The organism is Gordonia liuliyuniae, from assembly GCF_021739025.1.
Taxonomy (GTDB): domain Bacteria; phylum Actinomycetota; class Actinomycetes; order Mycobacteriales; family Mycobacteriaceae; genus Gordonia; species Gordonia liuliyuniae.
On record NZ_JAKKOT010000008.1, the window covers coordinates 42758 to 56348 of the forward strand.

A 13591-nucleotide genomic window follows, 5' to 3' on the forward strand; every position below is an offset into this window, starting at 1 on the left:
CTCGTCCGGGCCGAGTCCTCAGTTCGCCTCTCCCGCAAGGCAGAACAGCCCATCGTCGGTCACTTCGACGAGTCCGTCGACCAGCAGTGAGTCGAGGGCGCGGGCCCGCTGGCCGGGATCGCGTTCCCACGCCAGGTCGAGAGCGGTGCGTTCGACCGGTCCGTGCCTGCCGCGGAGCACATCGAGCAGTCGGCCGCGCGCTTGACGATCGGTGCCTTCGAACTTCTGGACACGGCGGGCGGGGCCGTCCTGCTGCGGCTTGTCGAGCCGCACCCACTCGCACGTCGACTCCAGCGGGCAGACGTCGCAGCGCGCTTCGCGAGCAGTGCAGACGAGGGCGCCCAGTTCCATCAACGCGGCGCTGAACGTCGGCGTCTCGGGCGCGGGCGAGCCGTCGGGGGCGAGGGGGAACAACGCCTGCGTCTCGTCGAGGTCTCGACGTGCCGGATTGCCCGGATGTTGGCGGCCGTGGACGGCGCGCGCGACGACGCGACGCACGTTGACGTCCACCACGGGCACGGACTGCCCGTACGCGAAGCATGCGACGGCGCGAGCGGTGTAATCGCCGATTCCGGGCAGTGTCAGGAGGGTGTCGACGTTCTGCGGGACGATGTCGTCGAACTGTTCGGCGAGCACCTTGGAGCATTCGTGCAAGCGCATCGCACGTCGCGGATAGCCGAGCTTTCCCCAGGCTCGGACCACTTCGCCCGCCGACTCCGCGGCCATCGTCGACGGCACCGGCCAACGCTCCACCCAGCGGGTCCACGGCTCGACGACACGCGAGACAGGCGTCTGCTGCAGCATGATCTCGCTGATCAGAATCTGCCATCCGCTGATGCCGGGTTCGCGCCACGGCAACTCTCTGTGGTTGACCCCGAACCAGGTGAGCACTGTGTCCGGTGGCACAATATCAGTCATGGAAAATCTCACCCCGGCTCAAGCGTGGACAGTTCTCAAGGAAGGCAATCAGCGTTTCGTTGACAGCCAGCCCATTCACCCGAGCCAGGGTATCGCCGACCGTGAGGCACTCGTCGACGGGCAGACACCCCACGTCGTCCTGTTCGGTTGCGGCGACTCACGACTGGCCGCCGAGATCATCTTCGACCAGGGGCTCGGCGACATGTTCGTCGTCCGCACCGCGGGCCACGTCCTCGACTCGGCCGTCATGGGCACCATCGAATACGGTGCCGACCTCCTCAGCGTCCCGTTGATCGTCGTCCTCGGGCACGACCAGTGCGGAGCCGTCGGTGCGACGCTCGACGCGCTCGACAATCTCAACCTGCCCGGCGGCTACGTGCGTGACATCGTCGAGAAGGTCACGCCTAGTGTCCTCGCCGGCCGCAGCGAAGGGCTCACCGAGTACTTCGAGTTCGTCACCCGCCACGTGCAGGAGACGGTGCACGTCCTCATGCAGCGCAGCCGGATCATCGCCAACCGAGTCAACGCGGGCGAGCTCGCGATCGTCGGCCTCAGTTACCGCCTGGACGACGGGCGGGTGAACGTCGTCGAGGTGGTGGGCGACATCGGCGAGCAGCCGCAGAGCTGACGTCGCACCTCGGCGGGCGAGCACAATAGCTCGGTTCCCGCGAGAATAAACTTCCGACACGCCGACGACGTCGTCGTCCATCCCGTGGTGGCGGCGATACCGTTGCACCTGTGATCGAACCACAGGGTCCTCTGCCCCCCGAGGTGTATTGGCGACGTCGACTCGTCGCGATCGTCGGCGGGGTCGTAGCCGTCGCTGTGGTGATCGCGCTCATCGTGTGGGCGGGGAATTCGTCCGACGACGAAGGCAATCCGGCGAACGCCGCCGCGACCTCGTCGGCGTCGACGACCCCGAAGGCTCCGGCACCCGCCGAGTCGTCGACGAGTGCCGCACCGAGCAGTGAAGCGCCCAGCGGGGGCGGCGAACACGGCGCAGGCGGCGACCCCAGCGCCCCGGCGTCCGAGCCCGCACCGACCAGCGATGCGACCGCGCCGATCGAGAACCCCTGTTCGGACCAGGGGCTCTCCGTGGTTCTGTACACGGACAAGCCGACGTACACGCAGGGCGACCAGCCAGTGTTCACCATCGTGACCACCAACGGCAGCCTCGCCGCCTGCAACCGCGACGTCGGAAAGAATGCGCAGAACGTGATCGTTCGCTCGCTCGACGGAGCCCGCACTCTCTGGTCGGCCCAGGACTGCGCACCGGACAAGGCCGTCAACGTCCAGCTGCTCGCACCGGGCCAGCAGGTCAGCGACGACACGACGTGGTCGGGCACCACGAGCAGCCCCGGCTGTAAGAAGCCGCGTGTGCAGATCCCGGCAGGGGCCTACCAGGCGGTCGCCAAGGTCGGCGAGAAAGAGTCCGCGCCCATCACGTTCAACGTGGTGAAACCCGCGCAACAGTAACGACCGACGTACCCGCCGACCGACGTACTCGCAGACAGGGGGGATCTCAGTCGAAGCGCTCGAGGCTGCTCTCGGCCAGCCTCGACAGTCCTTCACGGATGTGACGAGCCCAGATGCTGCCGATGCCTTCGACCGATTCCAGGTCGGCGGCGCTGCTGGCCAACAGCGACTGCAGGGTCCCGAAGTGCCGGACCAGGCGGTCGACGTGTGCGAACTGCAGACGCGAGATCCGGGCGAGCAGACGGTAGCCGCGCGGACTCATCGACGTGTCCTGGGCCTCAAGAGTCGTCGGATAACCGAACGCTCCGGCGAGCATGGTCAGATCGAGAAGATCTGCGTCCGACAGCGATTCGACGGTCTCCAGGATCTGACGGACCTGTTCGGGCCCCGCGGGCTCGGGACTCGCGTGATAGTCGCGGACGAGCAGTTCCCGCATCGTGTCGTTGTCGCTGATCAACTCTTCCAACTGCAGCGCCACCTGGCGGCCGTTCACGCCGAGTTCGAGCACGTACTCCTCGATCTCCACGGACACTCGGCGCACCATCTCCATGCGCTGCGCGGCACTCATCGCGTCACGCAACAGCACGTAGTCTTCGATCTCGGCGCGCGAGAGTTGGGCGCTCACTTCATCCAATCTCGACTTGTACCGCTCCAACGTCGACAACGCGACGTTCGCGCGCGAGAGGATCGCGTCGGGATTCTCGACCACTCGGCGCTGACCGTCCGCGTAGACGCTCACGATGGACATCGACGCGCTCACGGCGATCACCGGCACCCTCATCTGGATCGCGGTGCGCTCGGCCGCGCGGTGCCTCGTGCCCGACTCCTCGGTCGGGATCGACGGGTCAGAGACCAGCTGGACGTTGGCCCGGACGATCCGTCGACCGTCGGCGGAGAGCACGACGGCGCCGTCCATCTTCGCGAGCTCACGCAAGCGGGTCGGCGCAAACTCGACGTCCAGGTCGAAGCCGCCGTCACAGATCCGCTCCATGTCGTCGTCGTAACCGAGGACTACGAGGGCACCCGTGCCGCCGCGCAGGATCCGCTCTAGGCCGTCACGGAGTGCCGTTCCCGGTGCGACGCGACGCAACGTCTCCCGCGTCATGTCGGCACGGACTGCATCGTTTGCCGATGTGTCGTTCATCGCACCTCGCATCTGTCGGCGGAAGTCGGCTACCGGTGGGCACCGGACCACGACTAGCGTAGCTGTGCGTGAAGCACGCTTTCGTCCCGCCCGCAGACCTCGAGCCGTTGACTCGCCACCCGAAGGCCGCGGCGCCCGGGCGTCACATCGCTCTGCACCACAGCACCTGCTTCGGGTGTGGTGACGACGTCCCGCTCGGATTGCACCTTAAGGTCATGGCGGGCGAAGGACTCACCGTCGACGCGCAGATGCCCGTCCAAGACTGGATGCAGGGCGGCCCGGGCGTCATCCACGGCGGCGTGCTGTCGGCGGCGTTCGACGAGGTGATGGGCACGTCCCCGCTTCTCGTCGGCGCGCCGGTCGTCACCGTCCACCTCGAAGTCGACTTCGCGAAACCGATCCCACTCGGTTCCGACCTTCAGTTCCACGCGCGAATCCTCGGCCGTCAGCGTCGCAAGATCTACATCGACGCGATCGCCCACCTCGGAGACCCGAACGCGCCGGTTGCCGGCGCGCACTCGGTGTTCGTCGTCATCGACGTCGAGAAGCATTTCGCGGAGCATTTCGACAAGCGCGTGGTGTTGTAAGGGGCCCGACCTGGGGCTGCGGATCAGAAGGGGGCGTCGACGGGTTGCAGGCGTCGGCGTTCGAGGGCGTCGACGGCGTCGGCGAGGTTGGACACCTTCGTGATGCGGATGCCCGTGGGCAGTTCCTCGTCTGTGCCAGCCGGAATGATCGCGTGCCGGAAACCGAGCCGCTTCGCCTCAGCGACGCGGCGCGCCGTCGACGAGACGCGACGGATCTCGCCGGCCAACCCGACCTCACCGATCGCGACCGTCGTGGATGCGACAGGGCGGTCCGACGCCGATGAGCCGATAGCGAGGAAGATCGCCAGGTCGGCGGCGGGTTCGGTCACTTTCATGCCGCCGACAGTGGAGGCGTAGACCTCGTGTTTGCCGGTCGAGATCTTCGCATGCTTCTCCGCTACCGCCAGCATCATCGCGACGCGGGCGCCGTCGAGGCCGGATACGGCTCGGCGCGGCGACGGCATCTCGCTCTTGTTGAGCAGCGCTTGAATCTGTCCGACCATCGCGCGGCGACCGTCCATCGCTACCAGCGCCACGCTGCCCGCGACATCGGTCGGATGCTCGTGGACGAAGATGCCGGACGGATCGGACACCTCGTGGATTCCGTCGGAGCGTTGCTCGAAGCAGCCGACCTCGTCGGACGGTCCGAAGCGATTCTTGATTCCGCGCACCATGCGCAGGGACGAGTGCCTGTCGCCCTCGAAGGCGAGGACCACGTCAACCAGATGCTCCAACGAACGGGGACCGGCGACATTCCCGTCCTTCGTCACGTGACCGACCAGGATCACCGCGACGCCGCTCGTCTTCGCAAGCGAGACCAGCGCGGTGGTGACCGCACGGATCTGGGTTACGCCGCCGGTCACTCCGTCGACCCCGGTCGCGACGAGCGTCTGCACCGAATCGACGATCAGCAGGCTGGGACGGACCTCGTCGACGTGCCCGAGGACGGTCGCCAGATCGGTCTCCGCCGCGAGGAAGACGTTCTGGTGCACCGCTCCCGTGCGTTCGGCCCGCAACCGGACCTGCCCCGCTGACTCCTCGCCGGTCACGTACAGCGCGGTGCGCCCCTGGGCAGCCCACTGTTTCACGGTCTCCAACAACAGCGTCGACTTGCCGACACCCGGTTCGCCCGCGAGCAGGACGACCGACCCCGGGACGATGCCTCGCCCGAGTACCCGGTCGAATTCAGCGATGCCGATGGGCGTCGCGCTCGACGTACCCGCATCGACCTCGGTGATACGCCGTGCCGGACTTCGCGGGACGACCGATGTGGTGCCTGCGGCGGCGGGCGCCGGAGCACCCTCCTCGATGGAACCCCACTCGCCGCACTCCGGGCAACGACCGACCCACTTGGACACCTGGTGCCCGCAAGCCGTACACCGGAAGACCGCCTTCGCTTTCGCCACGCCCCGACTCTATGTGCAGCCCCTGACAATCAATACCCACGGTCAATCAATACCGACGGTCAGTCTCAGCCCGTGGATGAAGAACGAGCGCCTCCCCGAGAAGACGGGGAGGCGCTCGTGGTGGTCGAGATGGGAGGTCAGTGACCCCCGCCTTCGCCCTCGGCGTCGGCGACGACGTCGGCGCGCTGCTTGAGCCCTCCGGCATCGACCGGGGTGGTGATCGTCAGGCTCTTCTCGCCGATCTTCTTCCCGCCCAAGTCGAGCACGTCGAACTTGAACGTCAGCGGCGTGGTCAGGCCTGCGCGCACTGCCTTCGCGTTGGTCAGCGTGACGGTGAAGCGTTCGATGTCGGCGGCCTGTGCTGCCGAGGTGTCGACGTTCGCGGGAACGCCTGCGAGCAGGTTCGCGCCGGGAGCGAGCACGCGCGGATCGGCCTTGGTCCCGGCGGTCTGAGGCTTCGGGTCGGTGAGCGACACCGACGACCCATCGGGTCCGATGATTTCGACGAACTTGACCTTGCGGGTCACGCTGTCGTTGGAGATCAGGAACGAGATGTCGAACGGGCCGCCGTCGGCGAACGTCTTGTCAGTGTTCTCGACCGGGTACACGATCTGCGCGTTGCGCACCGTGATCTGCCCATTGCGCAGTTCATCGCCGTCGAGCACGTCCGGGTCGAGAGCCACTGAACCGCCCGCGCCGTTCACTGCGGGCAGCTGGTTGGTGGTCTGCGAGATCTTGCCTGCGCCGCAGGCCGTGGAGCCGAGGGCGATCGCGGCGCCGAGCGCACCGACGACGGCAGCCTTGGCCAGACGGCCGGTGGTCCGATTGAGCACTGACACCTTTTCCTCCGGGTGGTCGTCGCGCTGTCCGCCGGATGCGAACGCTCACTACGCAGCGTAGTGGTGCCGACCCGGAAAAGTTCCCCCGGGTCCGCAGATAATCTTCCGAATTATAGCGCGACCGCCGCGAATAGGTGTTGACCTGCACCGTTGGAAAAGCTGTCAGTGGGTGGGTGTTACACTGGTAACACTCGGAAGGGGCATGGAACATTGAATTTCAAAGTTGGCGACACCGTTGTGTACCCCCATCATGGTGCTGCTCGGATTGACGACATCGTCGTTCGGACCATCAAGGGTGAAGAAGTAGAATACCTGGTCCTGAAAGTCGCAGATGGCGACATGACGGTGCAGATCCCCTCCAGCAAGCTCGACTACGTCGGAGTTCGTGACGTAGTGGGCGAGGAGGGGCTCGGTGAGGTATTCCAGGTTCTGCGTGCTCCGAACGTCGAAGAGCCCACGAACTGGGCCCGTCGTTTCAAGGCGAACCAGGAGAAGTTGAACTCCGGCGACATCATCAAGGTCGCGGAGATCGTCCGTGACCTGTGGCGTCGTGAACAGGATCGCGGATTGTCGGCAGGTGAGAAGCGGATGCTGACCCGTGCGCGACGCGTACTGGTCGACGAACTCTCGCTCGCTCGGAACACCGACGACAAGAAGGCGGACAGCATCCTCGACGAGATCTTGGCTGCAGCGTCCTGACAGAGCACGGGCGGCCACGCGTGGCCGCATTGATTCCCGCCGCAGGCATGGGCACCCGCTTGGGTGAAGACCAGCCCAAGGCGTTCGTAGAGGTCGGCGGAGTGACGCTGCTGGAACGCAGCGTCGCCGCCGCCCGCGAATCCGGGGCGGTCGACGACATCGTCGTCGCCGTCCCCGAAGCACTCGTAGACAGCGCGCAACGGCTCGTCCCGGATGCGCGTGTAGTGGTGGGCGGGACGCAGCGCAGCGATTCGGTACGGGCTGCGCTCGCGGTCGCCGACGCCGAATTGATTCTCGTACACGACGCGGCCCGCGCGTTGACCCCGCCTGCGCTGTTCGCTGCGGTCGCAGCGGAATTGCACAGTGGGGCGCGCGCAGTAGTGCCCGGCACACCGGTCGCCGACACGCTCAAACGGGTCGATTCCGGCGACTGCGTTGTCGACACTCCCGATCGAAACGTGTTGCGCGCCATCCAGACCCCGCAGGGGTTCACCGCAGACGTGCTGCGGGCCGCGCACGCGGAGTCCGCCGACGCGACCGACGACGCCGGACTCGTCGAAGCCGCGGGCGTCACCGTGAAGGTGATTCCCGGCGACGCGATGGCGTTCAAGGTCACCACACCGTTCGACCTGCGGTTGGCGCGGCTGCTCGCCTGAGTGGCGGGCACGAGCAGGGGAACTGACACGAGACAGCAGTTGGCAGAAGAACGAAGAGGAGGCGCAACTCATGCGCGTGGGTATCGGCACCGACGTCCACCCGATAGAACCGGGCCGTGACTGTTGGATGGTCGGGCTCCTCTTCGACGATGCGGACGGCTGCTCCGGTCACTCCGACGGTGACGTCGGCGTCCATGCGCTGTGTGACGCGTTGCTTTCGGCGGGCGGACTCGGAGACCTCGGCGTCGTGTTCGGCGTCGACCGACCCGAATGGGAGCACGTGACCGGCGCCGTCATGCTCACCCACGTCGCGTCCCTGCTCGACGACGCAGGTTTCACTCCGATCAACGCCGCCGTCCAGGTCATCGGGAATCGGCCTAAGATCGGTCCGCGTCGGGCGCAGGCACAGGACGTGCTGTCGGGACTGCTCGGCGCACCCGTGTCCGTATCGGCGACGACCACAGACGGTCTCGGCCTCACCGGCCGGGGCGAGGGTGTCGCCGCAGTGGCCACGGCCCTGCTGGGCCTCAAGTAGAATTTCAGGCCGTGACGCTCAACCTGTACGACACCGCATCGCGCGAGGTCCGCGAATTCGTTCCCCTGCAACCTGGGACGGTCGGCGTGTACCTGTGTGGCGCCACGGTGCAGGGCGTTCCGCACATCGGTCACGTCCGCAGCGGTATCGCATTCGACGTCCTGCGCCGCTGGCTCGCTTACCGCGGCTATGACGTGCTCTTCGTCCGCAATGTCACCGACATCGACGACAAGATCCTCCGCAAAGCCGCCGACGCGGGTCGCCCCTGGTGGGAGTGGGCGGCGACCCATGAGCGAGCGTTCACCAAGGCGTACACCGCGCTCGGCGTCCTGCCGCCGTCCGTGGAACCGCGGGCGACCGGCTTCATCACCCAGATGGTCGAGTACATGCAGCGGCTGATCGACCGCGGCCACGCGTACGTTGCAGACGGCAACGTCTACTTCGACGTGCAGAGCCTTCCCGAGTACGGCAGCCTGTCCGGACACAAACTCGACGACGTCCATCAGGGCGAGAGCGCGGGGACCGGTAAACGCGATCCGCGTGACTTCACGCTGTGGAAGGCGGCCAAGCCTGAGGAGCCGTCGTGGCCGACGCCGTGGGGCGACGGTAGGCCGGGCTGGCATCTGGAGTGCTCGGCGATGGCCACGTCACTACTCGGTAGCGAGTTCGACATCCATTGTGGCGGTATGGATCTGGTGTTCCCACATCACGAGAACGAGATCGCTCAGAGCCATGGTGCCGGCGACGCGTTCGCTCGATACTGGCTGCACAACGGCTGGGTGACGATGAGTGGCGAGAAGATGAGCAAATCACTCGGCAACGTCGTCGCGATCCCTGCGATGCTGGAGAAGGTACGCGCCGTGGAACTGCGCTACTACCTCGGCAGCGCGCACTACCGTTCGATGCTCGAGTACTCCGACGGCGCGCTGTCGGAGGCCGCGGCGGGTTACCGACGCATCGAGTCGTTCGTGCACCGGGTGGCTGAGCGCGTCGGCGATGTCGCGGTCGGCGAGGTGTCGACGGACTTCGCGGCGGCCCTCGACGACGATCTCGCCGTGCCCGCCGCGCTCGCCGCCGTCCACAACGCCGTCCGCGAAGGCAACACCGCTCTCGAATCCGGTGACTCGGCTACCGCGCTGGCGATCGCGGAGAAGGTGCGAGCGATGACCGCGATCCTCGGCACTGACCCGCTCGACGAGCATTGGACGTCGGACGGGACAGACGACGCGTCGACCGCGGCACTGGACGTGCTGATCGGCGCCGAACTGGAACGCCGTGCCGCTGCACGCGCCGCGAAGGACTGGGCGGTCGCCGACGAAGTACGCGACCGACTCGCGGAGGCAGGCGTCGACGTGACCGATACCCCCGACGGCGCCCAGTGGGCGCTCAAGACGAAGGACTAGCAGATGGCCGGCAACTCGCAACGCAAGGGAGCTGTCCGGAAGTCGGGCAGCAAGAAGGGGCAGACCACCGGTTCCGGTGGCCAGCGTCGCCGTGGACTCGAAGGCCGCGGTGCGACCCCGAAAGCCGAGGACCGCGTCTACCACGCGAAACACAAGAAGGCGAAGGTCGCGGCGAAGGCGTCGAGCGGGCGCCCGCGCAACACGCGCAAGTCGGACGATGGCGGACCCGAGTACGTGCTCGGCCGCAATCCGGTCGTCGAATGCCTCCGCGCAGACGTTCCGGCGACGGCGCTCTACGTGCAGCTCGGCGTCGAAGCCGACGATCGTGTACGCGAGGCCGTGCACACCGCGGGCGACCGCGGCATCTCGATCCTCGAAGTCGGCAGGGGCGAACTCGACCGGATGTCGCCGAACGGCCTGCACCAGGGCCTCGCGCTGCAGGTGCCCGAATACCGGTACGCGCACCCGGACGATCTGATGGCCGACGCGCGGGCGTCGTCGACGCAGCCGCTGCTCGTGGCTCTCGACAACATCACCGATCCGCGCAACCTGGGTGCGGTGATCCGCTCGGTGGCCGCCTTCGGCGGGCACGGGGTGTTGATCCCGCAGCGTCGCAGTGCTGGCGTGACGGCTGTCGCGTGGCGGACGAGTGCGGGCGCAGCCGCGCGGCTGCCCGTGGCTCAGGCGCCGAATCTGACGCGCACGCTGGTCGACTGGGCCAAGTCGGGGGCGCAGATCGTCGGGCTCGACGCGGGCGGTGACGTCAGCCTCGACGAGTACGACGGCACCGGACCGGTGGTCGTCGTGGTCGGATCCGAAGGCAAGGGTCTGTCGCGGCTGGTCCGTGAGACCTGCGACTCGATCCTGTCAGTTCCGATGGCAGGCGACGTCGAGAGTCTCAACGCGTCGGTCGCCGCCGGGGTCGTGCTCGGCGAGTTCGCGCGGCAACGTCGTCTCAGCGCGTAGGTCTCAGCGCGTAGGTCTCGGCCGCACCGGCGACGGCAGCACCGTCACGGCCATCCCTCGACGGCGGGCACGTCGCCGTCGTCGACGGCTCTCGCGAACTGCGCGTGGTCGGCGTCGTTCTGATCGGCGTACGCGAACGCGAACGCAGCAAACGATTCGCCTGCCTTCGGCGACGATCCGAGGTAGTCGTCGATGGCCTTCGGGTCGCCGCCGCGTGAGTGCGCGCGAGCCAGGACGTGTCCGCACGCGGTGGCGAACTGCGCCAGACGCGGCGCGATGATCTCCCCTTTGGGGATCACCTTGCCGTCGCGGAACTGGCGGACGTAGAAGTCCATCGGCTGCTCGGCCTGTTCGTGGGCGGAGATCGACGTCCACCCGACGAACACGTCGGTGGCGCTCTGGATCAACCGCTGGCCGTGAATCACGCGTGATCCGTGGTTGTCGTACGGGCTCGGGTCGAGGAACTGCTCGTACACCGACGGCCCGGCCTGCTTCACCTGCAGGAAGATCGGGTCGCCGGTGCGGCGTTCCTCGCTGAGGGTCAGAAACACGCGCATGCCGACGCTGCCGACCCCCACTACCTGCTGGACTGCGTCGACCAGGTCGTACCGCGACCACAACGACGAGATGTGGTCGGGGACGGACTCCTGGTACTGGCGGATGATCGATTCGAGCTCGCCGTGATGGTTCGCGAGGGCGTGCGTACGGTACGGCGGATCTTCGACGATCCGCCGCTCGCCGTCGACGACGTCGGTCAACTTCTGGTAGACGCCCCTGCTCGATCGTTTCGCGGCTCGTTTCTCGATGATCGCGTCGAGGCGGTGGTCGTCGTCGATCGCCGTGTAATCGACGAGCTGCCCGGCGTTGACGGAGTCGTACCAGATGTCGAGCTCGGGCCAGGTCGCATACTTCTTGATCTGTTCGCGGTACCCGGAGTATCCGGCGGCGACGGCGGTATGCGCGCTGTCGGCGACGCCGTTTGCTCTGGCCAGGACCACCAGGCTGGTCAAGAATCGTTTGACGTCCCACTCGAAGGGGCCCTGCAGAGTCTCGTCGAAGTCGCGGAGGTCGAACGCGAGGTTGCGTTCCGGTGTGTTCCAGAGGCCGAAGTTGAGGACGTGCGCGTCGCCGCACAGCTGCACCATGATCCCGGTGTGCGCCGCAGACGCGAGATCGGCGGCCATCACCGCTGCCGCCCCGCGGTAGTAGGTCCACCCGGTCGCGGCCATCCGGCCGTGCCGCAGGGGGAGGAGTCCCGCGTCGCGGATGGTGTTCTGCGCGAGGACGGTCGCGAGCGGGTCATGGCCGCGCTGTGCCGGATCCCAACGGCCGAGAGCGCGGCGCCCGACCGTCTTCCGTTGGGCCGCACCGTCGATCGTGACGATCTTGCCCGGTCTCGACGCGAAGGCGGTCTCGCCTTGCCACAGGTTCATGCGACCATCATCTCGCGTCCGCGCGCACACCGGGCATCGATGAGGTGATCGCCGGTGAATCGACGAAGACGACACGGCCGAATGACAATCACGTCACACGATTCTGGAAATTCAGCGTTTGTTCATTAACCTGTAAGCCGTGTTGCAAGAACTTCAGCCGGGGTTCTTCGATCGTGTGCGTCGCCTGACGTCGCGACGTGTCGAACTCGGTACGCGCGGATGGTCTCTCGTCGTGCTCGCGCTCGTCGCATTCGTCCTGGTCATCGAGATCGTCGCGCAGGTGTACGACATCCGGGGACCGGTCGATCTGCTGGCGCACGACTTCGTCGGTCGCCCGGGCATCGGTGAGATCAAGTTGGCGGGTCTGGTGCTCGCCCTCGTCTGCATGCCCGCTCGCCTGCGCTGGTGGATGCTCGGCGCGGTCGTCCTGCTCGAAGGCGTCTGGAATCTGCAGCGGGTGATCGTCGGGAACCCGGGGACCGTCGGCAACGGCATCCTGTTCGGGCTCGTCGGCACCGGTCTCTACGCGTTCTGGAAGCTGCACGGCTCGGAGAAGTCGGCGACGTTGAAGGCCGTCGGCCTCGGTCTGATGATGCCGATCATGGGTCGCGTCGGCGACGCCTGGCTGGTGTTATCGGCCAAAGCGAACCCGAAGGTCCTCGACGAGTACGTCGAGGTGGCCGACCGGGCGCTCGGCTCGCCGTCGTGGGTGCTGGGCCGGATCGTGACCGACAACGCGTTCCTGACCGAAGTGTTGAGCACGGTGTACGTCTTCCTGCCGGTCGGTGCGGCGGTCATCGCGTTCTTCCAACTGCGGAACGTCGCGCGCGATGGCTTCCCGCGGCATCACATCATCCGTACCTTCCTGCTGATCGGCATGATCGGCCCGATCGTCTACTTCATCTTCCCGGTGGTCGGCCCGGCCTACGCGTTCGGGCACGAACACCCCGGTGCAGGCTGGGTCGACGTGTGGCCGTGGGTGACACCCGACATCACCGAGCCGGTCGCCAGGTTCTTTGACCAGGGCATCGCCCGGAACTGCATGCCGAGTCTGCACACGGCTTGGGCGACGTGCATCCTCTTGCACGGTCTGCGCGGATCGAGGGCGTCGAGGATCTTCGGCATCGTGTGGTTCGTCTGTACGATCGCCGCGACCCTCGGCTTCGGCTACCACTACGCGATCGACATCCTCGCGGGCATCGTGTTCACGCTGACCATCGAGGCCGCGTTGACTCGCCCGGAGACCGGATGGACGCGCTTCCGGATGGGAGTCGTAGCGGCAGGCTTCGTCGTCTTCGCCGGGCTGCTCCTGCTGACGCGTCTGGCCGCAGTCCCGATGTCGACCGGCGGCGCCGGAGCGGCCGTACTGCTGCTGGCGCCCGTGGGAATGATCGCGATCGCCTTCCTGTTCGTCGAGAGACCGGAACTGCTGTCGGTCGGGCAACGCCCCGGCGGTCCGACGACGCCGTCATTGCGCCAGCGCTCGCAGGCGTGAGGCGACGCTAAGCGGGCTTGAGCCGTCCTCAGCC

Annotated in this window: 14 protein-coding genes; 9 read left to right on the plus strand and 5 right to left on the minus strand. The window is 66.9% G+C overall.

What is annotated here, in order from left to right; translation table 11 throughout:
- Window positions 1-18 precede the first annotated feature (18 nt).
- A complete protein-coding gene (locus tag L5G28_RS17445; protein ID WP_237002641.1) occupies window positions 19-918 on the minus strand; it encodes an HhH-GPD family protein in 900 nt (299 codons plus the stop codon).
- Between L5G28_RS17445 and L5G28_RS17450 the strand changes: the two genes are divergently transcribed.
- Entirely contained in the window at window positions 917-1546 is a 630-nt protein-coding gene (locus tag L5G28_RS17450) for a carbonic anhydrase (protein WP_237002642.1), read from the plus strand. The genes L5G28_RS17445 and L5G28_RS17450 overlap by 2 nt on opposite strands.
- A 110-nt stretch (window positions 1547-1656) precedes the next feature.
- Window positions 1657-2394 (plus strand): hypothetical protein, encoded by a 738-nt coding sequence (locus tag L5G28_RS17455; protein WP_237002643.1) that lies wholly within the window; start codon window positions 1657-1659, stop codon window positions 2392-2394.
- 46 nt (window positions 2395-2440) lie between these two features.
- Here L5G28_RS17455 and disA read toward each other — a convergent pair whose 3' ends face one another.
- Window positions 2441-3538: a DNA integrity scanning diadenylate cyclase DisA gene (disA, locus tag L5G28_RS17460; protein WP_236998852.1), complete on the minus strand. Its 1098-nt coding sequence runs from the start codon at window positions 3536-3538 to the stop codon at window positions 2441-2443.
- A 68-nt stretch (window positions 3539-3606) separates the two neighbouring features.
- Between disA and L5G28_RS17465 the strand changes: the two genes are divergently transcribed.
- Window positions 3607-4125 carry a PaaI family thioesterase gene (locus L5G28_RS17465; RefSeq protein ID WP_237002644.1) on the plus strand — a complete coding sequence of 173 codons (519 nt, stop codon included), beginning with the start codon at window positions 3607-3609 and terminating at the stop codon, window positions 4123-4125.
- Between the two features lie 23 nt (window positions 4126-4148).
- On the opposite strand, the gene radA is transcribed toward L5G28_RS17465, so the two are convergent.
- Together radA and L5G28_RS17475 are read right to left on the minus strand one after the other, a co-directional pair.
- Entirely contained in the window at window positions 4149-5531 is a 1383-nt protein-coding gene (gene radA / locus L5G28_RS17470) for a DNA repair protein RadA (RefSeq protein ID WP_237002645.1), read from the minus strand.
- 137 nt (window positions 5532-5668) lie between these two features.
- Entirely contained in the window at window positions 5669-6370 is a 702-nt protein-coding gene (locus L5G28_RS17475; protein WP_237002646.1) for a copper-binding protein, read from the minus strand.
- A 210-nt stretch (window positions 6371-6580) separates the two neighbouring features.
- On the opposite strand from L5G28_RS17475, the gene L5G28_RS17480 reads away from it, so the two are divergent.
- The 5 genes from L5G28_RS17480 (at window position 6581) to rlmB (ending at window position 10629) form a co-directional block, all read left to right on the plus strand.
- Complete coding sequence (locus L5G28_RS17480) at window positions 6581-7069, plus strand: CarD family transcriptional regulator (protein WP_236998856.1); 489 nt, start codon at window positions 6581-6583, stop codon at window positions 7067-7069.
- Window positions 7070-7089: 20 nt separating this feature from the next.
- The gene (gene ispD / locus L5G28_RS17485; RefSeq protein ID WP_308191993.1) at window positions 7090-7725 is read left to right on the plus strand and encodes a 2-C-methyl-D-erythritol 4-phosphate cytidylyltransferase; all 636 of its coding nucleotides are present in this window, start codon (window positions 7090-7092) and stop codon (window positions 7723-7725) included.
- Between the two features lie 70 nt (window positions 7726-7795).
- Window positions 7796-8260 carry a 2-C-methyl-D-erythritol 2,4-cyclodiphosphate synthase gene (ispF, locus tag L5G28_RS17490; RefSeq protein ID WP_237002647.1) on the plus strand — a complete coding sequence of 155 codons (465 nt, stop codon included), beginning with the start codon at window positions 7796-7798 and terminating at the stop codon, window positions 8258-8260.
- 11 nt (window positions 8261-8271) lie between these two features.
- Window positions 8272-9663, plus strand: a complete 1392-nt coding sequence (cysS, locus tag L5G28_RS17495; protein ID WP_237002648.1) for a cysteine--tRNA ligase — start codon at window positions 8272-8274, stop codon at window positions 9661-9663.
- Window positions 9664-9666: 3 nt separating this feature from the next.
- Complete coding sequence (gene rlmB, locus L5G28_RS17500) at window positions 9667-10629, plus strand: 23S rRNA (guanosine(2251)-2'-O)-methyltransferase RlmB (protein WP_237002649.1); 963 nt, start codon at window positions 9667-9669, stop codon at window positions 10627-10629.
- A gap of 44 nt (window positions 10630-10673) precedes the next feature.
- Here the strand turns inward: rlmB and L5G28_RS17505 are convergent, their stop codons facing one another.
- On the minus strand, window positions 10674-12062 hold the full coding sequence (locus L5G28_RS17505) for a DUF2252 domain-containing protein (protein ID WP_237002650.1): 1389 nt from the start codon (window positions 12060-12062) through the stop codon (window positions 10674-10676).
- Window positions 12063-12201: 139 nt separating this feature from the next.
- On the opposite strand from L5G28_RS17505, the gene L5G28_RS17510 reads away from it, so the two are divergent.
- Window positions 12202-13557, plus strand: a complete 1356-nt coding sequence (locus tag L5G28_RS17510; protein WP_237002651.1) for a phosphatase PAP2 family protein — start codon at window positions 12202-12204, stop codon at window positions 13555-13557.
- Window positions 13558-13591: the final 34 nt, after the last annotated feature.